26 protein-coding genes are annotated in these 19,439 nt (G+C 70.4%); 13 read left to right on the plus strand and 13 right to left on the minus strand.

The genetic code is table 11. From position 1 onward, the window contains the following. The first annotated feature begins 85 nt into the window (after window positions 1–85). The 7 genes from VIL76_RS03880 to VIL76_RS03910 all read left to right on the plus strand — a co-directional run bounded on the left by VIL76_RS03880 (window position 86) and on the right by VIL76_RS03910 (window position 7,215). Window positions 86–343 carry a hypothetical protein gene (locus VIL76_RS03880; RefSeq protein ID WP_332043679.1) on the plus strand — a complete coding sequence of 86 codons (258 nt, stop codon included), beginning with the start codon at window positions 86–88 and terminating at the stop codon, window positions 341–343. Between the two features lie 156 nt (window positions 344–499). Then, the gene (locus VIL76_RS03885; RefSeq protein WP_332043680.1) at window positions 500–2,125 is read left to right on the plus strand and encodes a matrixin family metalloprotease; all 1,626 of its coding nucleotides are present in this window, start codon (window positions 500–502) and stop codon (window positions 2,123–2,125) included. A 345-nt stretch (window positions 2,126–2,470) separates the two neighbouring features. After that, complete coding sequence (locus VIL76_RS03890) at window positions 2,471–3,835, plus strand: hypothetical protein (protein WP_332043681.1); 1,365 nt, start codon at window positions 2,471–2,473, stop codon at window positions 3,833–3,835. Next, a complete protein-coding gene (locus VIL76_RS03895; protein ID WP_332043682.1) occupies window positions 3,832–4,326 on the plus strand; it encodes a M15 family metallopeptidase in 495 nt (164 codons plus the stop codon). The genes VIL76_RS03890 and VIL76_RS03895 overlap by 4 nt, the downstream gene beginning before the upstream one ends. A 29-nt stretch (window positions 4,327–4,355) precedes the next feature. Then, window positions 4,356–5,783, plus strand: a complete 1,428-nt coding sequence (locus VIL76_RS03900; RefSeq protein WP_332043683.1) for a hypothetical protein — start codon at window positions 4,356–4,358, stop codon at window positions 5,781–5,783. A 98-nt stretch (window positions 5,784–5,881) separates the two neighbouring features. Next, entirely contained in the window at window positions 5,882–6,490 is a 609-nt protein-coding gene (locus VIL76_RS03905) for a hypothetical protein (protein ID WP_332043684.1), read from the plus strand. 158 nt (window positions 6,491–6,648) lie between these two features. Further along, window positions 6,649–7,215, plus strand: a complete 567-nt coding sequence (locus tag VIL76_RS03910; protein WP_332043685.1) for a lytic transglycosylase domain-containing protein — start codon at window positions 6,649–6,651, stop codon at window positions 7,213–7,215. Window positions 7,216–7,344: 129 nt separating this feature from the next. Here the strand turns inward: VIL76_RS03910 and VIL76_RS03915 are convergent, their stop codons facing one another. Continuing rightward, the gene (locus VIL76_RS03915) at window positions 7,345–8,040 is read right to left on the minus strand and encodes a hypothetical protein (RefSeq protein ID WP_332043686.1); all 696 of its coding nucleotides are present in this window, start codon (window positions 8,038–8,040) and stop codon (window positions 7,345–7,347) included. 208 nt (window positions 8,041–8,248) lie between these two features. On the opposite strand from VIL76_RS03915, the gene VIL76_RS03920 reads away from it, so the two are divergent. Continuing rightward, window positions 8,249–8,800, plus strand: coding sequence for an OmpA family protein (locus tag VIL76_RS03920; RefSeq protein WP_414695409.1), 552 nt, complete (start codon window positions 8,249–8,251; stop codon window positions 8,798–8,800). Between the two features lie 60 nt (window positions 8,801–8,860). On the opposite strand, the gene VIL76_RS03925 is transcribed toward VIL76_RS03920, so the two are convergent. Further along, window positions 8,861–9,241, minus strand: a complete 381-nt coding sequence (locus tag VIL76_RS03925) for a hypothetical protein (RefSeq protein ID WP_332043687.1) — start codon at window positions 9,239–9,241, stop codon at window positions 8,861–8,863. A 154-nt stretch (window positions 9,242–9,395) separates the two neighbouring features. Here VIL76_RS03925 and VIL76_RS03930 point away from each other — a divergent pair, with 154 nt between their 5' ends. The 3 genes from VIL76_RS03930 (at window position 9,396) to VIL76_RS03940 (ending at window position 10,544) form a co-directional block, all read left to right on the plus strand. Then, entirely contained in the window at window positions 9,396–9,779 is a 384-nt protein-coding gene (locus VIL76_RS03930; RefSeq protein WP_332043688.1) for a VOC family protein, read from the plus strand. Window positions 9,780–9,857: 78 nt separating this feature from the next. Continuing rightward, a complete protein-coding gene (locus tag VIL76_RS03935; RefSeq protein WP_332043689.1) occupies window positions 9,858–9,998 on the plus strand; it encodes a hypothetical protein in 141 nt (46 codons plus the stop codon). 27 nt (window positions 9,999–10,025) lie between these two features. Further along, on the plus strand, window positions 10,026–10,544 hold the full coding sequence (locus VIL76_RS03940; protein ID WP_332043690.1) for an FKBP-type peptidyl-prolyl cis-trans isomerase: 519 nt from the start codon (window positions 10,026–10,028) through the stop codon (window positions 10,542–10,544). Here the strand turns inward: VIL76_RS03940 and VIL76_RS03945 are convergent, their stop codons facing one another. The 4 genes from VIL76_RS03945 to VIL76_RS03960 form a co-directional block, all read right to left on the minus strand. Further along, complete coding sequence (locus VIL76_RS03945) at window positions 10,545–10,931, minus strand: VOC family protein (RefSeq protein ID WP_332043691.1); 387 nt, start codon at window positions 10,929–10,931, stop codon at window positions 10,545–10,547. A gap of 22 nt (window positions 10,932–10,953) precedes the next feature. Further along, window positions 10,954–11,526, minus strand: coding sequence for a TetR/AcrR family transcriptional regulator (locus VIL76_RS03950; RefSeq protein ID WP_332043692.1), 573 nt, complete (start codon window positions 11,524–11,526; stop codon window positions 10,954–10,956). A 63-nt stretch (window positions 11,527–11,589) separates the two neighbouring features. Then, on the minus strand, window positions 11,590–11,931 hold the full coding sequence (locus tag VIL76_RS03955) for a hypothetical protein (protein ID WP_332043693.1): 342 nt from the start codon (window positions 11,929–11,931) through the stop codon (window positions 11,590–11,592). 36 nt (window positions 11,932–11,967) lie between these two features. Beyond that, entirely contained in the window at window positions 11,968–12,753 is a 786-nt protein-coding gene (locus VIL76_RS03960) for a CPBP family intramembrane glutamic endopeptidase (RefSeq protein ID WP_332043694.1), read from the minus strand. Between the two features lie 228 nt (window positions 12,754–12,981). Here VIL76_RS03960 and VIL76_RS03965 point away from each other — a divergent pair, with 228 nt between their 5' ends. Next, the gene (locus VIL76_RS03965; protein WP_332043695.1) at window positions 12,982–13,341 is read left to right on the plus strand and encodes a DUF2200 domain-containing protein; all 360 of its coding nucleotides are present in this window, start codon (window positions 12,982–12,984) and stop codon (window positions 13,339–13,341) included. A 16-nt stretch (window positions 13,342–13,357) separates the two neighbouring features. On the opposite strand, the gene VIL76_RS03970 is transcribed toward VIL76_RS03965, so the two are convergent. The 4 genes from VIL76_RS03970 to VIL76_RS03985 form a co-directional block, all read right to left on the minus strand. Then, entirely contained in the window at window positions 13,358–14,317 is a 960-nt protein-coding gene (locus tag VIL76_RS03970) for a hypothetical protein (protein WP_332043696.1), read from the minus strand. A 136-nt stretch (window positions 14,318–14,453) separates the two neighbouring features. Then, complete coding sequence (locus tag VIL76_RS03975) at window positions 14,454–14,927, minus strand: hypothetical protein (protein ID WP_332043697.1); 474 nt, start codon at window positions 14,925–14,927, stop codon at window positions 14,454–14,456. A 10-nt stretch (window positions 14,928–14,937) separates the two neighbouring features. Further along, on the minus strand, window positions 14,938–15,228 hold the full coding sequence (locus VIL76_RS03980) for a DUF1330 domain-containing protein (protein WP_332043698.1): 291 nt from the start codon (window positions 15,226–15,228) through the stop codon (window positions 14,938–14,940). A gap of 22 nt (window positions 15,229–15,250) precedes the next feature. After that, the gene (locus tag VIL76_RS03985) at window positions 15,251–15,577 is read right to left on the minus strand and encodes a hypothetical protein (RefSeq protein WP_332043699.1); all 327 of its coding nucleotides are present in this window, start codon (window positions 15,575–15,577) and stop codon (window positions 15,251–15,253) included. 213 nt (window positions 15,578–15,790) lie between these two features. On the opposite strand from VIL76_RS03985, the gene VIL76_RS03990 reads away from it, so the two are divergent. Next, a complete protein-coding gene (locus tag VIL76_RS03990; protein ID WP_332043700.1) occupies window positions 15,791–16,210 on the plus strand; it encodes a PPC domain-containing DNA-binding protein in 420 nt (139 codons plus the stop codon). A gap of 36 nt (window positions 16,211–16,246) precedes the next feature. Here VIL76_RS03990 and VIL76_RS03995 read toward each other — a convergent pair whose 3' ends face one another. From VIL76_RS03995 to VIL76_RS04005, 3 genes are all read right to left on the minus strand, one after another. After that, window positions 16,247–16,825 (minus strand): demethoxyubiquinone hydroxylase family protein, encoded by a 579-nt coding sequence (locus VIL76_RS03995; protein ID WP_332043701.1) that lies wholly within the window; start codon window positions 16,823–16,825, stop codon window positions 16,247–16,249. A gap of 203 nt (window positions 16,826–17,028) precedes the next feature. Further along, the gene (locus VIL76_RS04000; RefSeq protein WP_332043702.1) at window positions 17,029–18,768 is read right to left on the minus strand and encodes a PQQ-dependent dehydrogenase, methanol/ethanol family; all 1,740 of its coding nucleotides are present in this window, start codon (window positions 18,766–18,768) and stop codon (window positions 17,029–17,031) included. After that, the gene (locus VIL76_RS04005; protein WP_332043703.1) at window positions 18,758–19,330 is read right to left on the minus strand and encodes an MSMEG_3727 family PQQ-associated protein; all 573 of its coding nucleotides are present in this window, start codon (window positions 19,328–19,330) and stop codon (window positions 18,758–18,760) included. The genes VIL76_RS04000 and VIL76_RS04005 overlap by 11 nt, the downstream gene beginning before the upstream one ends. Between the last annotated feature and the right edge of the window lie 109 nt (window positions 19,331–19,439).

A 19,439-nucleotide genomic window follows, 5' to 3' on the forward strand; every position in this document is an offset into this window, starting at 1 on the left:
GCGCCAGGGTTGCCATTTGATGAAACCAATCACGGTTTCGTGCGCTGAAGCTTGATCGGGGAACATCATCAAAGGAGAAAAACCGATGCGCATCGCCGTTGCGATTATGGCCGCCTGTTCGGCCCTGGCGCTCGCCGCCTGCACCGAAAGCGCCGCTGACAAGCAGGCCGAGGCCAAGGCCGACGCCCTGGAGTCCCAAGCCGCGGCCACGCCGAACGAGGCCCAGGAGAGCTCGCTGAACGCCCAGGCGGACAAGGTTGAGCAGCAGGCCGGCAACGCCGACGGCGGCGCCACGACCGCCAACACGCCGACCACCGAAGGCGCGGCGGCCGAAAAGCACTAAGCGTCGTCGTTCCCTGGACGACGAGCCCCCGGTCCATCGGATCGGGGGCTTTGTTTTGGCGCCTGCGCCGAAACGTCTCACGGCCCGCGAGGCCTTAGGACGGACATAACGCTGCCGCCGTAAGCTTGGCGACCTTTCGCTGCCCGGAACGCGCAGATGTCGACCGTTACGCTCCAGCAGATCCTGGCCGCCTTGAACGACGGCGACTTCTACTGGTCGCAGTCCACCATCACCTTCAGCATCCCGGGCCCATCCGCCAGCTGGGCCGGCTATCCCTCGGGGGACGAGCAGGACAGCGCCGGCTACTCGACGCTGAGCGCGGGCCAGGCCGCCTACTTTCGACAGGCCATCGCCGCCTGGGACGCACTCATAGCCCGCACCTTCGTCGAGACCAGCGACGCCGTGGCGCCGGGCGCCATCCGCGTGGCCTTCACCGATACCGAGGCATCCAGCCCAGGCTCCGTCGCCTACGCCTACTTCCCGCCGTACCGCGGTGACGCGGGACCCGCGTGGGCCGGCGACGTCTGGCTCGACGACCAGACCAAGTCCCAGGCCTTCAACCCCGGCACTGACGAGTACCACACCTTGCTGCACGAGCTCGGCCACACGCTCGGCCTGAGGCACCCGTTCGACGGGGCCGGCGCCCTGCCGACCGAGTTCGAGAACATGCGCTACACGGTGATGTCCTACGATCGGCCAACCGACTCCGTCGTGCGCGTCTTCGCGCTATCCGGACCCACCACCCTGCAGATGCAGCCGACGGCCATTTTCCCGTCGACGCCCATGCTGCTGGACGTCATCGCCATCCAGTCCAAGTACGGCGCGGATCCGACGACGGCGGCGGGCGCCAGTGTCTACACCTTCGATCCCACGGCGGCGTTCTTCGTCACCCTCTACGACGCCGGCGGCGTCGACGTCATCGACCTCTCCAACCTGACCCGCGGTTCGCGCGTGGACCTCAGGCCGGAGGCTTTCTCGAGCATCAACTACTACTCGGCGGCCGATCAGATCGCCTACTGGCAGGCCCAGTTCCCGGGCTACGGCAGCTTCATCCCCGACCAGATCAACGCGGCGACCACCTACACCTGGAGCGACAACCTCGCGATCGGGCCGCGCACGACCATCGAGCAGCTGCGGGGCGGCGCGGGCGCCGACACCGTCCTGGGCAACGCCGCCGGCAACTCCATCTGGGGCGGCGGCGGCGACGACCGCATCACCGCGGGCTCCGGCCGCAACTTCCTGCGCGGCGACGATGGCGACGACTGGATCATCGGCGGCGCCGATACCGACGACTCCCATGGCAATATGGGCAACGACACCGTCCAGGGCGGCGCGGGCGACGACTGGGTCGTGGGCGGCAAGGACAACGACATGCTGTTCGGCGAGGACGGCAGCGACGTCAGCCTCGGCAATCTGGGCTCCGACACCATCGATGGCGGAGCGGGCGACGACGTCGTCCGCGGCGGCCAGGGCGGCGACATCGTCGGCGGCGGGACCGGGGCCGACTGGATCAGCGGCGACCGCGGCGACGACACCCTGACAGGCGGCGCCGGCGCCGACATTTTCCACACCTTCGACGGCGCGGGCATGGACTGGGTCGGCGACTTCAGCGCTGCGGAAGGCGATCGCGTCTTCCTGCTGACGGGAACCGCCTACACCGCCTACCAGCAGGGGGCCGACACCATCATCGACGTCTCCGCCGGCGGGACGGTCACTGGCCGCATGGTGCTGGTCGGCGTGCAGTTCTCCGCCCTGCCCAACGGCTGGATCTTCGGCGGCTAGGGGTTCCCTGGACCAGCTTCGCCACGTACGCCGCCTGCGTGTCCGTCGCCGCGCGTGCGGGCACGACCAGGCCGCGGGCCCTCAGCGGCTGGGCCACGCGGAGCACGACGTCCATGCGGTCGTCGCCGTTCAGCAAATAGCGCTCCGCCGAGCCCGCTGGGCGCGAACGCCCACGCGGCTGTAAGCGGCCGCCGGTTCGGGCGAACCCGCATCACAGCATGGGCCGCGCAGGCTGAATGTGACCCAGGTCACACCCGCGGGGCGGCTGGAAGCAGATCAATTCCCGGAACGGTTGCTGAGCAGCCGGATGAACCGCTGTTTCCACGGTCACATACGGGGCGCGAGATGTTTGGATCGGACGTCATCGAGGTCGGCATCGGCCTCACCCTGGTGCTCCTGCTGGTCAGCCTGCTCTGCAGCGCCGTGCGCGAGATGATCGAGAGCCTCCTGAAGAGCCGCGCCATGGACCTCGAGCGCGGTATCCGCGAGCTGCTCGACGATCCCGGCGGCCTGACCACGGCGAAGGCGTTCTTCGACCACGCCAACATCTTCTCGCTGTTCGCCGCCAGCTACGACCCGAACCGGCTGAAGCGGGGGCTCGGGAACGACACCAGCATGCGGATGCCGTGGCCGGTGCGCCGCACCCTGCCGACCTACATCCCCTCGGCCCAGTTCGCGACGGCGGTCATGGACATCGTCGCACGCGGCTCCGGATCGTGGCTCTACCCCGTAAGCAACGAGCCGCTCACGCTGGACCTGCTGCGCGAGCGGGCCACGAAGCTGCCGAACGGACGGCTCCAGCGCGCCGTGCTCACCGCCGTCGACCAAGCCGGCGGGGACTTGGCCCAGGCGCGCAAGAACCTCGAGGCCTGGTTCGACGGGACCATGGATCGGGTGTCCGGCTGGTACAAGCGGCGGACCCAGTTCTGGCTGATCGGCATCGGCTTCGTGGCCGCCATGCTGATGAACATCGACATCATAGCTATCGGCAGCCGCATCACCGAGGACCGCACGCTGCGCCAGGCGCTGGTCAGCCAGGCTGAGACGGTCAATGCGCAGGGCCTGGAAGCGATGCAGAAGCGGAGCATCGAGCAGGTCCGCGCCGATCTCGAAGCCATGCAACTGCCGATGGGCTGGGTGGCCACGGATGCGCCGGTGAGGATCCGCGGTTGGCAAGCTGACGGCCTGGTCTGGCTCACGCCCGGCCCTCAGGGTTGCCGCCTGGCGCTAGAGAGGGCGCAGGCGCTTGCCGACGCGGCCTATGCTGAGGGAAAGCGCCCCTCTGCCCTGCTTACATCCCGCGAGCGGCGCTGCACCACCGCCGACCCCGTGCACGCGAGCTCCTGGCCGGGCATCGTCCTCGGCTGGTTCATCACCGCTCTGGCCGTCAGCTTCGGCGCGCCGTTCTGGTTCGACGTGCTGAACAAGTTCATGGTCATCCGTTCGACCGTGAAGCCCGCCGAGAAGAGCCCGCCGGAGGGCTCCGAGGATCGCAGGGCCGCAGCTCCGCCTCATCCTGCAGCGCCGGCGCCGGTCATCCCCGGCGTTGTCGGCCCGCCGCCGACGCCCGCCCCCGCCCGCGCCAGGAAAGCCGCCGGCGCAACGCCCGCCGTGCCCCCCGCCCCCGCCCCTGGCGCGGCCCTCGCTGGCCATGAGGCCGAGGGCTGGAAGCCGGGCTTCACCAACCCCCACGGAGAGGTCGACGTATGAGCGAGCTCGACACCCCCAACCGCGACCTGGCCATGCTTGCGCCGGCGTTCCGCCTGGCCGTCGAGGCGGCCATCGCCGAGTGCGCCGCCAAGGGCCTGGAGGTGAAGGTCAACGAAGGCTTCCGCAGCAACGGCCGCCAGGCTTGGCTCTACGCCCAGGGTCGCACACGCCCCGGCGACATCGTCACCCGCGCGCCCACCTCGTTCACGAGCTGGCATGGCTACGGCCTCGCCGTCGACGTGATCCACAGGACGAAGGCCTACTGGCCCTTCGGCAAGGACAGGACCGCGTCGGCCCGCAACGAGCGGTGGTTCGCCGACGTGGCCGACGTCTTCAAGGCGAACGGCTGCAACTGGGGCGGCGACTGGAGCCGCCCCGACACCCCGCACATGCAGTGGGGCCGCTGCCGCCCCAGCCCTTCTGCCAGGGCCCGTGAGCTGTGGGAATCCGGGGGCGTCCAGGCCGTCTGGGCCGCCGTCGGCGCGCTGTGACCCTCCACCCCCAGAGACAGGAGCGCGGAATGCGCCAGTTCCCTACCTACAGCCGTGCGCTAGCCGCGGCCGGCCTCGCCGCCAGCCTTTGCGGCTGCGTCACGGTCGACGTGCCGGACCGCGGCGCTTTCGCTCGCGGCGCTCCGGTCATGAATCCTACCGATAGCGCTTCGCCCGCGTCCTACCCGGAAGCCATGGCCTATCTGCAAGCGGCCCGCAGCGCTCTTCTACGCCGGGCAAGGACCCACGAGAGGATCGACACGGTAACGAAGGCGGGCGTCGGTATCGCCGTGGCCGGCGCCGGGATCAGCTCGACGCTGGAGCATGGGGGCGCGAAGCGAGCGGTGAAGTTCCTCACCGCCGGGGCGGTCAGCTACATGGCCAACCGCGATATCGCGCCGGCGCGCATGAGCGCGGTCTATCGTGCGGGCCTGACCAATCTGGATTGCATTCGCACCGGGGCCGTGGCGGCCGACACGAACGTCGCGGCCCTGAGACAGCAGATCCTATCTGATCCCGACCTCGTGCCGCGCGTGGAACGAGCCATCGCAGCGCTCGAGCGCGACATCGACCTGGTGACCAGCGGCTCTGGTCTGCAAGCCAACGAGGATCCGCAGACCTACGCGGCGGACATCCTCAACGCGAATACGGCCATCAGCAGCGCCCGATCTGCATTGCGTCAACTGCGGATCTTCCTCGCCAACAACGGGCTCGGGGAACAGGTCCTGACAGGCGTGAACGGCACCTTGCAGGCGGTGAACCAGCAGGCGCTCGCGCAGACCCCTGACATCGACGCGATCTTCCAGTCCGGGTCGGTATTCGGGACATTCCTGAACACCGGCGCGACATGGACCTCTCAAATCCGCACGGCCCAGACGAGTCTCGCCGATGCCCTCAAGGCTTCGCACAGCAGCACCGCCCTCAAGCAGAGGTTCGGACGGGACCTCATCGGCCTCCAGGCCGCCATCTCCCGGATCCCAAGCCTCTCGATCGATGCCGACCTGAAGACCATCGGCCAGTGCCGAACTGTCTTCAGCGTGCTGAAGCCGGTGTCCGTCTCGCCCAACCCCATTACGCTGACCGCCGGTGGGGATAGCGCCAAGCTCACCGTTACCGGAACGGGACCCTTTGCGGCCCACGGAACGCCCCTCGGCATCGCCTTCGACGGTATCGCGAAGCCGCCGACCATAACCGCCGCTGCCAGCGCCGCCCCAGGCGATTACAACTTCAGCGTCTCAGACGCGCTGGGCGTGGATTCCGGACCGATTCCGCTCAAGGTTCAGGCCAAGCCTGCCGCCGCAACCGGCGGAGCCGGCGCAAGCGGCGGCGCAGGGGCGGGCGGCGGCAGCGCATCTGGCGCAGGCGCAGGAGGCGGCCAGACGGGCCCTGCGGCGGCGGCCGCCGATGGCCCGCCGCCCACACCCCCGACCCAGAAGCCGGGTGGCGGCGCGGGATGAGCAGGGTTCGCTGCGGAAGTTCCGTCCACTTTGCCGGATCAGCGGATAGGAGCTCTAGCGGCTGCCTCGTCCGCTACCGTAGCCACCCTGGCAAACTGATGTTGCTTGGGGCTGGTCATGGGCTGGTCCGCCGCGATGCGCGCCCCGGCGATCTGATCGAGCCCGTCCACCAACCGGGCTCGCCTGTGGGTCGCCTCGAGACATGGACCACGTTCTACTCCGCCATCACCGCGGACGCGGCTCTCGTCTGGGTGGATCCCGCAAGGGTTTCCGCCGAGATCGAGGGTTTGGGACGACCAGACGTTCAGCCCAACACCTCGCCGGCGATCGGCGACACAGTGACACTCAAGCCGCTCAACCCCGGTGGCGCGCCCCGTCAGGGCGTCATCTCTCATGTCGAGGTGGATGTGGTTCTCCCGGTCACAGGGCCGGACTGGAGCATCGGCAACATCACCTATTGCCGCCAAATGGTGTGCGAGCCGATGTTCGATCAGGCGGGGGACAGCGGCGCCATCGTCTTGGACGCCCACAATCGCCCTGTCGGCATGGTCATCGGCGGTCTGCCGCTCGTCGAACGTTATGGCGGCGGCTGGACGAGCCAGACAGTCATCACCCCGATCGCGGCCATCCTCTCTCACCCAAATTTCCCGGACGAGCTCGAGGTCGTCGCCTCCGTTCCGCCCGCCTCCCGCGCTCCCACTCTGTAACGTGGCCATATCACATCCGCGTCAGGCGGGAACAATAAGCATAAGCATGTTCCCTCGGCAGAATAGCTTAGCTGCTCTCGCCTGCGACAATCTGGACACTCGGGTTCTGGAAAGTAATTCACTAGGTCCACCGCTCCCACGGACGGGGGCGGAACAACTTGCGACTTGCACTCAGCTTAGCCTTTACTGCAGCCACGCTTGGACTTGCTATCGGCTCTTCAAATGCTTCTGAGGCCCTCGGCCGCGGACTCGCCGACGCGGCCCTGCCGGGGCCCGGCGGGGCGTACGAAAGCGCCGAGCTGTCGCCCGGGTACGAGGCCCTGCAGAAGGCTCCGCTGCCCGTCGCCCGCGCCATCCACACCTCGGCCGTCCGCCACGGCGTGCCCGTCGAGCTGGTGGCCGCCGTCGCCTGGCAGGAATCGCGCTTCCGCCAGAACGCGGTCTCGTCCGCCGGCGCCCTGGGGGTGATGCAGCTGACCCCCGACACGGCCGACACCCTGAAGGTCGATCCGCACAGCCTCGAGGGCAACGTCGACGGCGGGGCGAAGTACCTGGCGAAGCTCCTGAAGCGCTTCGGCGACACCCGCCTGGCGCTGGCGGCCTACAATGCCGGCCCCAACAGCGTGAAGCGGTTCGGCGGCGTCCCGCCGTACGCCGAGACCCAGCACTATGTGACGGTGATCATGGACCGCCTCGAAGCCGGCGAGCCGACCCGCTCCGTCTAGCGCAAAAAAAAGCCCCGGCCCGTTGGCGGGCCGGGGGCGAGAAGTCGAATTTCGCGTTTGGAGGCGGCGCCTGGGAGGGCCGCATCCGCCCCACCAACCGGCGACCACAGCCGGATGTTCCCCGCCCCCTCAGCGTCGGCGTGCGCCGAGCAGGTCGGTCCAGCGCCAGGCGGCCGCGCCCAGCGCCAGCCGCGGCGCGGCTGGGCCGTCCGCCAGGGCCAGCACCACCAACCCGCGCATGGGCTCGGCGCGGCAGGCTTCGGGCGCGAAGGCCACCTCGAGCGCGATCGCCTGGCGCACGCCCGCCAGCCCCTTGCCGGCCTGGCCGGGGCTCTGCAGCCACTCGCCGTTCCAGACCAGCACCGCGCGGCCATCGCGCCCCAACGCGCGGTGCGCCTCGGCGGCCGCCGTCCGCACCTCCGGATCGCGCCGGAGCGCGCCCTGCAGGCGCCGGACCATGTCGCAGGCCGCCCCCTCCCCACCTTCGCCGCCGCCTGCGCCGGCGCCCGCCCCCCGCGCGCCGGCAAGCTCTGCGTCGCCCACGCTCGGCATCGGCGCGGGCGCGGTGGTCACCGCGGTCAGCAGAGGGACCACCTCGGTGGGCGCTGCGCGGGTCGGTCTCGCGGAGGGCGCCGCGGCGCGAGGCGCAGGCTCGGCGTCACCCCTCGGCAGCGGCGCCGGCGGCGGCAGCGGGGCGGGCCGGACCAGGCTCACCGGGATGACCGGCGGCTCCACCGCCATCTCGAACGCCTCGTCGCCGAACGCCGCCAGCAGCACGACGGCGGCCAGGCCGGCATGGGCGGCCATGCTCAGCACGACCGCCATGCGGCGCGTCTTCTGCGATGTGCGGCTCGTCGGGATCGGGCGCGCTCCTCGACAGTTCGTCTCCGCCTGACCATGGCCCGGCGTCAGGATCGTGGCCGAGCCCGCGGCCAAGCTGCCCATTTCCGGCCACTGTCGCGTCATGCGCGCGGCCAAGTGTCCCGCGCAGCTAAGGCCGTCGGGAGGGGTCCAGGATGGAAAGGACCAAGGATTGAACGGACCCAGATCAAAGACCTTCGCCGCGGCCGCGGCCCTGCTTCTCGCCAGCGTCGCCGTCAGCGGCTGCGCCACGCACCGCTTCGTGCGCGACCAGGTGGCCGTCGTCGACACCCGCGTCACCCGGGTGGAGGGCACGGCGGGTGAGGCGCTGGCGCGCGCCAACGCGGCCCATAAGTTGGCGGAGGGCAAGTTCCTCTACGAAGTCGTGCTCTCGGACGATTCCGTGAAGTTCCCGGTCGACCGCCACGCGCTCTCGCCCGAGGCCGAGTCCCGGCTTGCCGAGCTGGTGCAGCGTCTGAAGGCCGAGAACCGCAACGTCTACCTTGAGATCCAGGGGCACACCGACGCCAGCGGTCCGGAAGCCTACAACGACCAGCTGGGAGAGGCCCGCGCCGAAGCCGTACGCAAGTACCTCTCCCAGCAGGGCATCGCGCTCAACCGCATGGCCACCATCTCCTACGGCGAGGAGGCGCCGGTGGCGCCCAACGAGACCTCGGACGGCCGCGCCCAGAACCGTCGCGTGGCCATCATCGTCCTGAGCTAGGCGAAAGCCTGGGGGCGTGAAGCGCCTCTCCCGCCATGTCGCCGGCGGGGGAGGCGCGCCTCACTTGGCCTCGATCTGGGGGCAGGCCTCGATGAAGCCTTCCACCTCGGTCCGCTCCTTCTTGGAGAAGGACCGCACATTGGCCGCCACGAGGTCGCGCACGCCTTCGCGGGCGGCGCTGACCGAGCCCCGCCGCTCCCGGCGGAACTCCGCCATAGCGGCGGTCTCGTAGTCGCGCCCCAGCGCGGCCATGGACTTGGCCTTGTCAGGCGTGCGGGCGGGATCCTTCACCTTGGCGTTCACCTGGTAGGCCGCCGAACAGGCGGAGAATTTCTGCCACAGCGAGGCGTTCTCCTCGTCGGACTTCTCGTCTTCCGCCCAGGCGGCCCCGGCAAGAGCCACCGCCGCCAGCACGCCGGCCGCAACACCCACTCTGATCATCTTCACCTCACCGGGCCGATCGGCAGATCGGCCGCACGTATCGCCCTCTGGTCGTGGCTCATACCCCGGCGTGGGCCGGAATTCACCCTTTCGGGGGATAGGCGCCGGCCCGTGGCTCGCGTCCAATGGCGCAGGGACAACGAGGGGAGCGCACATGCCCGTCATCGGAGTGGGAGGCTACTTCTTCCGGGCCAAGGACCCGCAGAAGCTGACGGAATGGTACCGCGACATGCTGGGCGTCGGCGGCGGCTGCGGGACGGATCCGCAGGGCCAGACCAACGAGTACCTCTGGTGGCACGAGGGCGGGCCCATGGTGTTCTCGCCGTTCAAAGAAGACAGCGACTACTTCGCCGCCGACAAGCAGACGATGATCAACCTGCGGGTCCGCGGCATGGACGAGATGCTCGAGCGCCTGCGCGCCGCGGGCGTCGAGATCATCACCAAGGCGGAGTGGGACGAAGGCGGCATCGGCCGTTTCGCCCGCATCCACGACCCCGAGGGCAACGCCATCGAGCTGTGGGAGCCGCCGGCGAACTAGAGCGCTGCAGTTTCGCAGAGCGGCGCCGCAAAACTGCTGGTTTCGCTTCGGCTCGCGCGCGCCCATATCAGCCGTGCCATGACCCCTGCGTCGCCGCACATCCTCCGCAAGCCGGCCCAGCCGCGCCCGTCGCCCAACCGCCGGCGCGCGGTTGCGCGGATGGTGTTCTGGAACCTGGTCATGGCCTTCGCCGTGGTGGCCCTGCCGATCCTCTTCTAGGATGCTCCCCAACTCCGGGGGACCGTCTTGAACCGCATCGCACTCGCCGCCTTGGCGGCCCTCTCGCTCGCCGCCTGCGCCACGCCGCAGCCGCCCCCAGCCGCGCCCGCCGTGGACGCAAGCCTCTCGCCGCAGGCGCGCTGGGAGGCCGGCCAGGCCGCCTACCTGGCCTGGAACGCGCGACAGCCCGGCTGGAAGACCACCGCCAGCGGCCTGCAGTACAAGGTGCTGAAGCGCGCCCCCGCCGCCGCGCCGAAGCCCGCGCCTGGCGCCACCGTCACCATCCACTACACCGGGACCTTCATCGACGGCCGCAAGTTCGACTCCTCCCGCGACCGGGGCGAGCCCGCCACCTTCCCCCTGACCCAGCTGATCAAGGGCTGGCAGGAGGGCGTGCCGATGATGCGCGTCGGCGAGCGCTGGCTGTTCGCCATCCCCGGCGACCTCGCCTACGGCTCCCGCAACCGCGACCCGATCCCGCCCAACAGCGCGCTCGTCTTCGATATCGAGCTGATCGCCATCCCCGGCGAGGACGCCGGCGGCTGATCAGCCCCACGCGGCCGGCTGGAACAGCTCGACCACGTTGCCCGACGGCTCCTCCGCCAGGATCTGCGATCCGCCAGGGCCGCTGAGGATCTCGTTGCGGAACCGCACGCCTTCGCCGCGCAGCCGCTCCACCTCCGCGGCGAGGTCGCCGAACACCAGCTGCAGCCGGTTCCAGCCGCCGGGCTCCGGCTGGCGTCCGTCCGGCATCGCCCGCCCCGCCGAGCTTTTGGGCCCGCTCAGCAGCAGCCGGACCGGACCGCGTTCCACGGCCGCGAAGGCGGGCGACGCCGGGCCTACGGGCTGGAACCCGAAATGGCGGACGAACCAGTCCGTCGACTCCTGCACGTCGCTGACCATGTAGCGGACGTTGACCTGGGCTTCGCTCATCGCGCGGTCCTCCTGGAAAGGGTCATGGCGCCAGCGTGCGCCGAAGCAGGCCCTGCAGCGCCGAGACCATCGCCTCGCGCTGCGCGCCTGCGGCCACCGCGCGGGCGGCCTCGTCGATGGCGGCGAACATCAGCCGCGCCGTGGGCTCCGGATCGACCGGACCGAACGCGCCGGCCTCCTGGCCCGCGCGGATCACCGCAGAGAGCCGCAGGATCGCATTGTCGGCCAGCGGCCGCCGCTCCGTGAAGTCGGAGTGGAACAGCGCCTGACCGACGCCCTGCCGCGCGCTGGCGAAGTCGATGAAGGCCGCCGCCTGCCAGGCGACCACGGCGGGCCAGTCCACCGGCCCGTCCACCTCGGTCGGCAGCGGATAGGCGGCGTCGAACTCGGCCACCAGCCGCTCGCGGAGGGTGTCCAGTAAGTCGTCCCAGGTGGGGAAGTAGAGGAAGAAGGTGCCCTTCGCGACGCCGGCCTCGCGGACCACGTCCTCCACCCGCACCCGCGTGCCCTGCGCCTGCAGCAGCCGCTCGGCGGCCTCGACGATCTCGCGCTTGCGCGCCTGCGGCTGAAGGCGCCGCCGCACCGGCTTGTCCATCGGCCGCTCCGTACTGACCGATGGTCACTAACTACTGACCAGCGGTCAGTGTCAAGCGCCTGGCTACTCGCTGCCGCGCCAGACCGGCGGCACGGGCTCGTGCGTCACCTCGCGCAGGCGCCGCTCGGAGAGCGCCTGCAGCGTCTGGATGATGGTAGGCAGGCTGTCGGCCAGCTGCCGCGCCTGCTCGCGCACGCCGATCGGGAAGATCTCGCCCCCGTCGCGGATGGCCTCGGCCTGGCGCACCGAGTCCGCCAGCGTCCGCCGCAGCATCTCCACCTCCTCGCAGGCCAGGACCTGCGCCTCCTGCATCAGCCGGCGCGCGCGCTGCGGCACCGTCTCGGGGGTGCGTCCGAGGTCGTAGACGACGTCGCCGTCGACGACGCGAAGCTTGCGGTCGTTCACAGGTGTCCTCACGGGGTCGCCCGGCCCAGCGTCCTCTCAAATTCGTGAACGGGCCGCCCGGTTCCCCGCCGTCAGGCCGTCCCCGCCCCACTTCAGCGACAGCATCACAGCGCCGGCGACGATCGCGATCCTCAGCGAGTTGCCGAGCCAGCCGCCGAGCGCGTCCTCGCCCAGCGCGAACACGATCCAGAGGCTGTTCATGCCGATGTGCAGCAGGATCGGAGGCCAGAGGTTGAACCCCCAGCGGACGAACAGCCAGCCGAACAGCAGCCCGCCCAATCCGGTGATGGCGACGATCCCGGCCACGCTCGCCAGGTCCTCGCCCTGCCCCGCATGCGCCAGGCCGAACGCCACCGCCGGCGCGAGGCAGGCGGCCCACCACCGCCACCCTGCCCAGCGGATCAGCGCCCCCACCGCCAGGCCGCGATAGACGATCTCCTCGATCACCGGGAAGCCCCCACCCTTCCAGAACAGGTCGGGCCCGGTGAAGTCCCGCGACAGCGGCGCCACCACGGCGGCAATCGCTGCGGCGGGGACGAACAGCACGGCCGCCCAGACCAGCGGCCGCGCGACGGGCGCGCCCAGCCCGGTCAGCCCGAACAGCCGCCGCGGCCCCGCCCGCGCCGCGAGGCCGATCAGCAGCGCGGCCACCGCCAGGTCGGCGAGGTTCACCAGGACCGTCCGCATGTAAGGCACATCGAAGGACGGCAGCCGCGGGCGCAGCAGGTCGCCGCTGAAGGTGGTCCAGACCAGCGCCGCGCCGACCGCGGCGGCCACGACCAGCGACCGCCTGGAGCGCCAGCTCGCCTGATCCTGCGCCATCGACTCGCCCCCGTCTGATAATGACCGCTCTCTAGTCCCTTGCGCCCGCGCTTGATTCAAGCATTCGGCCATGGCCCGCCCGCCGGCGTCCTCACCGCCGTCCCGCCGCCGCCGGACCTGGCCCACGTGGTCATCGGGTTCGTCGCCGGCGCGGAGGCGCCGCCCCCTCCTGCGCCCGCCCCGATGAGGTGCTAAACGTCCGCCACGCGCAGACCTGAGGCGGCTCACATGGCGGCGACCACCACCAAGCACCGGATCTACACGACCAGCTTCGCCAGCGTTTACCCGCTCTACGTCGCCAAGGCGGAGAGGAAGGGCCGGACCAAGGCCGAGGTCGACGAGATCATCCTGTGGCTCACCGGCTTCAGCCAGGCCGAGCTGGACGCCCAGATCGCCCGGAAGACGGACTTCGAGACCTTCTTCGCCGAGGCCGCCCTCAACCCGGCGCGCGCGCAGATCAAGGGCGTGGTGTGCGGCGTCCGCGTCGAGGAGGTCGCCGAGCCGCTGATGCGCGAGATCCGCTACCTGGACAAGCTCATCGACGAGCTCGCCAAGGGCAAGGCCATGGAGAAGATCCTGCGCGCCTGAGGCCCCGCGGCCTGGCTCACGTCCCCGCGTCGTCGTCCATCTCGTACCACTCGCTGGGCTTGCCCAGCGACCTGAGCACGCGCTTGCGCCGCGCGACGTGTTCGGTCTGCAGCCGCACGTCCTCCTCCGGCGACAGCGCCCCGGGACCGCAATAGGCCTCGCCATAGGCCTCGATGTAGTCGGCCTCCTCCTGCGCATTGCGGGGCGGGTAGGCGATCACCTTGTTCCGGTCCTTCGGCGAGCGTTCGAAGCTGGTGCAGAGGAAGCGAATGACGTCCGGCCTGCCGCCCCCGCCAGACTCCTCGGCCTCCGCCGCCGCCTCCGCGCGCTGCTGCGCGAGCATCGCGGCGATCACCAGGCGTTCGGCGTACTTCTTCGGCGACAGCCGCGCCGTCAGCCAGCGCAGCGCATCGAACCTCAGCCGGTCCGCGCTCACCGTCTCGGGCGTCGCGTCCAGCGCGACCTCCCGCACCTCGTCGCACAGGTAGTCGGCCAGGAAGCCGCGCGCCCGCGCGTACATGTCCTCGAACTCGGGATGGCGCTTCAGCCAGCCGTAGATCGTGCCGGCGCACGGCATCTGCGGGTCCCGCGCGATGGCGATCAGGCTGTCGCCGTTCATCAGCCGCCAGCAGATCTCCTCGCCCATCTCGCGCGTGTAGGTGCACGGCCGGCCGCCCTTTGCAGGCGGCGGCTGCGCCCGTCGCGCCGCGGCCCGCGCCCGATCCCTCATCCGCCAGGCGACCCGCCGCGAGCGCTGCGCGGCGGCGAGCGCCTGGGCGAATTCCGGCTTCGTTTCGGTCCAGTTCCTGACCGTCGTCCGGTGCGGCATGCCGGGCGAAAGGCAGACCGCCCTGAGGCTCTCCCCCGCCGCGACCCGCGCACAGATCGCCCAACCCAGTTCCGGCGAATAGATCGACACGCCGGCCAGCATGCGCGCCGCCGCGTCGGCCGGCGACCCCGCGCCACCGTCAGCCATAGACCACCCCGATTGCCGTTGCTCAGCCGCCGCCCGCCGCCAGGCGCAGCAGCCCGAGCCCTAAGCTTCGCCGAGGTGGCAGGGAATGTCAAGAACACAAGAAGAACATTGGTCTTGTCGGCGGACCTGGGACAGGTCAGACGCCCGCCTTCGCCAGGTTGGTCTTCGGGATGGCGGAGAGGAAGCCGCCGCCCTTGGCCTTGTCGCGCGCCAGCTCCGCCCACGCCGCCGCAAAGGCGCTCGGCGCGCCGGGCGCGGCGGCTGCCCGCATCACCTCCACGCCCTTCAGCGCGGTCATCGCCTGCGCCCACAGCTCCAGGTTCTCCGCCGGCGCCTCCGCGCCGCCCTGCGCGGCCGCGATTCGCGCCGGGATCGCCAGCAGCCCGGGCGAGGCCGTCATCAGCCGCACCGGACGGCCGGCGTCCGTCTCCGCCTTCAGCGCCGCCGCCAGCGCCAGCAGCGCCGTCCGCTCGGCATCCACCCGCCGCTCGCCGCCGGCGTAGCCCGCGACCGCCGCGCCATCGGCGCGCACCCATGCCCAGCCGCCCACGCGGAACGCCACGTGGTGGGAGATCTCCAGCCAGATGCGGATGGGTTCAGACGGCTTCATGGCCGTTCCCCTACAAGCACCCGTCCACCAACACGAGCCGGCTCGTCGTCGTGGCGTGACGAACCCTGAATAGATCCTGGCACTCGGGGTCCGCCAGGAACGCCTGCGCGTTCTCCCGCGCCGGGAATTCCAGCACCACCAGGAACTCCGGCGCCCAGTCCCCCTCCACCACCGTGGGCGCAGCGCCGCGGACGATGTACCGGCCCCCATGCTTGGCGATGAACCCCGGGATCGCCCTGACGTACGGCAGGAACCCACGCCGATCGTGAACCTCGAAGTCGAGCACCAGGTAGGCCTTCATGCCCGCAAGCCCCCTCCCCCGCTCATCCCCGCGAAGGCGGGGATCCATACTTCTCCGCCTCGTGCTCCGACAGGACGAGCGGCTTCGCAGGACCCGGCGCCCGTCCCTGGCGCTTGAGCCGGGAGCCCACGATCAGCAGCACGACGCCGATCAGGATCATCGGGACGATCACCGGCAGCACGGGATGATCCAGCCTGAACGCCTGCAAAGGACGCCCCCGACCGGGCAGGAAGAACATGTAGAAGACGTAGCCGCCCGCCACCGCAAAGGAGCCGCCGAACCCGACCAGCGCCCAGCCCACCGCGGCCCGCGAGATCGGCTGCGCCTTGGTTCTATCGACCTCAAGCATCCTTCAGGATGCCTCCCGCCCTTAAGCCCATGGTTGATTGCGAGCCTGCGGGTCTGAGCGTGTCAAGGATGGCGGCTCCGCCGCCACCGCGCCGCGGCGGCCCTGCGGGCCGTCCTTGAGACGCTCAGACCCGCAGGCAAACTGGCCGCCATGGCCTTAAGCGCGAGACCCGGGAGACTTCCGTCTCCTCCGCCCCGGCGCCACAGTCGGCCCATGCGCGTGTCCGCCCACCGCCTGACGCCAGGCGCCGACCTCAAGACGGCGCTAGAGCAGCTCGTCCCCGCACAGGACCTCCGCGCCGGCTGCATCCTGACCGGCGTCGGCAGCCTCTCGAGCGCACGGCTGCGGATGCCGGGCGCCGCCGGGGAGGCCGACGTCTTCCGCAGCTACGACGGTCCCGTGGAGATCGTCGCGCTGTCAGGGACGCTCTCGCCGGAGGGCCTGCACGTCCACATCGTGCTGTCGTGCCCGGACGGGAGCTGCGTCGGCGGCCACCTGGTCACCGGCTGCATCGTGGCCACCACCGCCGAAGTGGTGATCGGGGAACTCGCCGACGTGGAGTTCCGCCGCCCGGTGGACCCCGCGACCGGCTACGGAGAGCTCAGCGTCGAGCCGCGGCAGCCCGAGGGCTAGCGGGGCTCACGCCGGCTAGTCCTCGTGCGCCGCATCTCACGAAGCCCTGAGCGCCTGACGGAGGCGCACCGAGTCCCCTCGCGTCGAGGTTGCGATGAGAAGCTCTGTGCAAGCTGCGATCAACGGCTCCAGGAGCCGTGGCAAGGCCGAGCCCGGCGGGAGCCGCGCCTCTGCATAGGCGAGGTGCTCGAGCTCCTCGCGCCGGACGTCGGCGACCACCTCGGCCAGCCCAGGATCGCACCGCTCGAGAAACGCCATCTGCTCTTGCAGGTGGCCGTGGACCGTACGCTCCACCGCGGCGGTACACGCCATCACCCCGGCGGTCCCAGTGAGCGCGGTGAGACAGCCAAGGACCCATCCGCCGACGCTCCACACCCCCAATGCGCGGCAGGGCTTCGCATTTCGCGACGGCATGGCCTCCCGGAATGCCCCGCGGTGCCGCCGCTCGTGCGCCAAGGTGGCGATAAGCCAATCCCGAGCCTCGGCACGCCGCCCCAGGTGCGCGATCTGGGCGCTATAGATGGCGATGGCGCCGTGCTCCCCGGCGTGATTGACGCGCAGAATCCGCCGGATCAGCCGCTGGTCCCGCGTCAGGTGTGGCGCTGAAGGCGTCATTCCACGACCGAAGCCGATCCTCCCGTCCGCATCGCGCGCCTCTCCCCGCAACGTCCTTCAGGATGCCTACGGGCCGTTTAGCCCATGGCTGATTGCAAGCCTGCGGTCTGAGCGTGTCAAGGATCGCGCCTCCGGCGCCCCCCCGCGCGGCGGGCGTGCGGCAGATGTCCTGAGCGTCCCCCAAGGGTGAAAAGACCTCACGATCATGGGAGGGCAAATACAATGAGCGAGCTGCCCCGGTCCCGGCCGTAGAGATTAGGCGCGAAGCCCTTGATCCAGCCGCCCCAGCCCGTCGGCACGGCCACGTACTGCTTGCCGCCCACGCTGTAGGTCACCGGGTTGGAGTGAATTCCCGAGCCGGTGCGGAAGCTCCAGAGCTGGCGGCCCGTGCGGGCATCCAGCGCGATGAACTCCCCGTCCGGGGCGCCGACGAAGACCAGTCCCCCGGCGGTGCTCAGCGCCGAGGCCAGGATGGGATGCTTCGAGCGCCATTCCCACACCAGCCGGCCCGAGGGATCGAACGCCTTCACCCCCCCGCCGCGCATCTGGCTGGGCGCCACGTCAAACTGGCCGCCGAAGTAGGACAGGCTCTCCTTGAACTCCGTCGGGAAGGTCTGGAACGTCGCGCAGGCGTCCAGGAACGGAGTGTAGAGCAGCCCCGTCTGCTGGCTGTAGCTGGCGTGCGGCCACTCCTTGGCGCCTGCGGGCCCAGGGCAGATCTCCACACCCTCCCGGGTGGGCGCCCGGATGTCCGACACCCGGCCCGTGGTGGGGTCGATGCGGCCCCAGTTCACGCGGTCGCCGAACTGGGTGACGCTCACCCGCTCCCCGGTGCGGCGATCGAGGACGAACAGGTAGCCGTTGCGATCGAAGTGGGCGAGCACCGGCCGGCCGTTGTGCTCGAACAGTATGTTCTCGTTGACCCCGTCGTAGTCCCACAGATCGTGCGGCGTGAACTGGTAGTGCCAGCGGATCGTCCCATCGTCCGGATCGATGGCCAGGACGGAGTTCGTATAGAGGTTGTCGCCAGGCCGCATGGAGCCATCGAAGTCCGGCGACGGATTGGCGCTGGCCCAGTAGAGCAGGTCGAGTTGCGGGTCGTAGGAGCCGGTGATCCAGGCCGCTCCGCCGCCCCGCGCCCAGGCGTCGTTGCGCCCCCAGGTCTCCGAGCCCGGCTCGCCGGGCTTCGGCACCGGATAGCGCCGCCAGACGGGGCGGCCGGTGTCGATGTCGAAAGCGTCGATGTGGCCGCGCACGCCGTACTCGGCGCCCGACGAGCCCACGATGACCAGGTTCTTCACCACCAGCGGCGCCATGGTCGAGCTCTCGCCGGCCCGCGGGTCCACCCACTGGCGGCTCCACACCGGCTTGCCGGTGCGCGCGTCGAGCGCCACCAGCGTTCCGTTGGGGCTCGAGTAGAACACCCGGCCGCGCGCCACGGCCACGCCGCGGTTGACGTTGCCGCAGCAGAGCACCACGTCGAACGGCACTGCGTGGCGATAGCGCCAGAGCTGCTCGCCCGTGGCCGCGTCCATCGCCCAGACGTAGCCGTCCCACCCGGACAGGTACATCACTCCGTCCACAACGATCGGGGCCGCCTCGAGGGCGAAGCTGTTGGGCGAGGCGACAAGGCCGACGGGCGCGGCCTGGAACACCCAGGCGGGCCTCAACTGGGCGACATTGGCGGTGGTGATCTGAGAAAGGCTGGAGAACCGCTGGCCGTCGTAGGCGCCGTAGTATGTCAGCCAGTTGTGGGGCTCGCTTCGGGCGCGCACCAGGCGCTCGAAAGTGACGGCGTCGGCCACCGGGGGAGCCGAGCCGCGCATGGCTGCGTCCAGCTGGCTGTAGGACTGCTGCGGCGGCGCTGGAGGCAGGTGTGGCGGCGCTGAGCTGCACGCGGCGAGGAGCGCGGCCATGGCCGCGAAGGCGGTCCTAGTGCTCATGGCGCGGCGGCCTCCGTTGTCCGGGCTGGCGTTGCGGGGGGCGGTCGAGGCGAGCCTCAGGCGGGACCTCTCCCTTGACGAAAACAAGGCCGAGCATCCCGCGCCCGACATGGTTCTCGACCGGGCAGCCGAACCAATAGAGACCTGGGTGATCCAGCTGCACCCGCACCTTGCCGCGCGTGCCTGCGGGTAGTCGGGTCAGTTCCCGATCGTTGTTGTTGGGCATCAGGATGGCGTGCGGCCGCTGGTCCTCGTTGCTGATGTCCAGCTCGAGCACGCCCCCGCGCGGCATGATGATGATGGCGGGGTACCAGAGGTACTCGTCCCTGGGGATGCGGATCGTGTCGCGCATCACCCCGTCCTGGCCGACCTGCACCCGCGAGGCGCCGCCGGTGGCGTAGACGCGTCCGATCAGGGCCTCGTTGGGCTCGTCCAGCCTCGGCAGCTCGTTGAGCAGGACCGCCATTTCGGGGTCTACCTGGCGCAGCACGCTGGGCCTGAGCAGCCCGAGGTACTCGCAGCCGGCGAGCGGGAGCCCTAGCCCCACTGCCGCGCTGCCCATGATCAGTGAACGTCGGCTCGTCGGCCGCCCTGTCGCTCCCATGGGCTTTCCTCCCTCGCCCGCAACAGGCTCGGCCCGGCAAGCCAGCACCCCGTGAGGCAGCAGCGGA

Source organism: Phenylobacterium sp. (assembly GCF_036563285.1).
Lineage (GTDB): Bacteria > Pseudomonadota > Alphaproteobacteria > Caulobacterales > Caulobacteraceae > Phenylobacterium.

What these genes read in the sequence shown, in the direction of transcription:
- VIL76_RS03880 (WP_332043679.1), top strand. Translation starts at nt 86, where the DNA reads ATGCGCATCGCCGTTGCGATTATGGCCGCCTGTTCGGCCCTGGCGCTC.
- VIL76_RS03885 (WP_332043680.1), top strand. Translation starts at nt 500, where the DNA reads ATGTCGACCGTTACGCTCCAGCAGATCCTGGCCGCCTTGAACGACGGC.
- VIL76_RS03890 (WP_332043681.1), top strand. Translation starts at nt 2,471, where the DNA reads ATGTTTGGATCGGACGTCATCGAGGTCGGCATCGGCCTCACCCTGGTG.
- VIL76_RS03895 (WP_332043682.1), top strand. Translation starts at nt 3,832, where the DNA reads ATGAGCGAGCTCGACACCCCCAACCGCGACCTGGCCATGCTTGCGCCG.
- VIL76_RS03900 (WP_332043683.1), top strand. Translation starts at nt 4,356, where the DNA reads ATGCGCCAGTTCCCTACCTACAGCCGTGCGCTAGCCGCGGCCGGCCTC.
- VIL76_RS03905 (WP_332043684.1), top strand. Translation starts at nt 5,882, where the DNA reads ATGTTGCTTGGGGCTGGTCATGGGCTGGTCCGCCGCGATGCGCGCCCC.
- VIL76_RS03915 (WP_332043686.1), bottom strand. Translation starts at nt 8,040, where the DNA reads ATGGCGGTCGTGCTGAGCATGGCCGCCCATGCCGGCCTGGCCGCCGTC.
- VIL76_RS03925 (WP_332043687.1), bottom strand. Translation starts at nt 9,241, where the DNA reads ATGATCAGAGTGGGTGTTGCGGCCGGCGTGCTGGCGGCGGTGGCTCTT.
- VIL76_RS03930 (WP_332043688.1), top strand. Translation starts at nt 9,396, where the DNA reads ATGCCCGTCATCGGAGTGGGAGGCTACTTCTTCCGGGCCAAGGACCCG.
- VIL76_RS03935 (WP_332043689.1), top strand. Translation starts at nt 9,858, where the DNA reads ATGACCCCTGCGTCGCCGCACATCCTCCGCAAGCCGGCCCAGCCGCGC.
- VIL76_RS03945 (WP_332043691.1), bottom strand. Translation starts at nt 10,931, where the DNA reads ATGAGCGAAGCCCAGGTCAACGTCCGCTACATGGTCAGCGACGTGCAG.
- VIL76_RS03950 (WP_332043692.1), bottom strand. Translation starts at nt 11,526, where the DNA reads ATGGACAAGCCGGTGCGGCGGCGCCTTCAGCCGCAGGCGCGCAAGCGC.
- VIL76_RS03960 (WP_332043694.1), bottom strand. Translation starts at nt 12,753, where the DNA reads ATGGCGCAGGATCAGGCGAGCTGGCGCTCCAGGCGGTCGCTGGTCGTG.
- VIL76_RS03965 (WP_332043695.1), top strand. Translation starts at nt 12,982, where the DNA reads ATGGCGGCGACCACCACCAAGCACCGGATCTACACGACCAGCTTCGCC.
- VIL76_RS03970 (WP_332043696.1), bottom strand. Translation starts at nt 14,317, where the DNA reads ATGGCTGACGGTGGCGCGGGGTCGCCGGCCGACGCGGCGGCGCGCATG.
- VIL76_RS03975 (WP_332043697.1), bottom strand. Translation starts at nt 14,927, where the DNA reads ATGAAGCCGTCTGAACCCATCCGCATCTGGCTGGAGATCTCCCACCAC.
- VIL76_RS03980 (WP_332043698.1), bottom strand. Translation starts at nt 15,228, where the DNA reads ATGAAGGCCTACCTGGTGCTCGACTTCGAGGTTCACGATCGGCGTGGG.
- VIL76_RS03985 (WP_332043699.1), bottom strand. Translation starts at nt 15,577, where the DNA reads ATGCTTGAGGTCGATAGAACCAAGGCGCAGCCGATCTCGCGGGCCGCG.
- VIL76_RS03990 (WP_332043700.1), top strand. Translation starts at nt 15,791, where the DNA reads ATGCGCGTGTCCGCCCACCGCCTGACGCCAGGCGCCGACCTCAAGACG.
- VIL76_RS03995 (WP_332043701.1), bottom strand. Translation starts at nt 16,825, where the DNA reads ATGACGCCTTCAGCGCCACACCTGACGCGGGACCAGCGGCTGATCCGG.
- VIL76_RS04000 (WP_332043702.1), bottom strand. Translation starts at nt 18,768, where the DNA reads ATGAGCACTAGGACCGCCTTCGCGGCCATGGCCGCGCTCCTCGCCGCG.
- VIL76_RS04005 (WP_332043703.1), bottom strand. Translation starts at nt 19,330, where the DNA reads ATGGGCAGCGCGGCAGTGGGGCTAGGGCTCCCGCTCGCCGGCTGCGAG.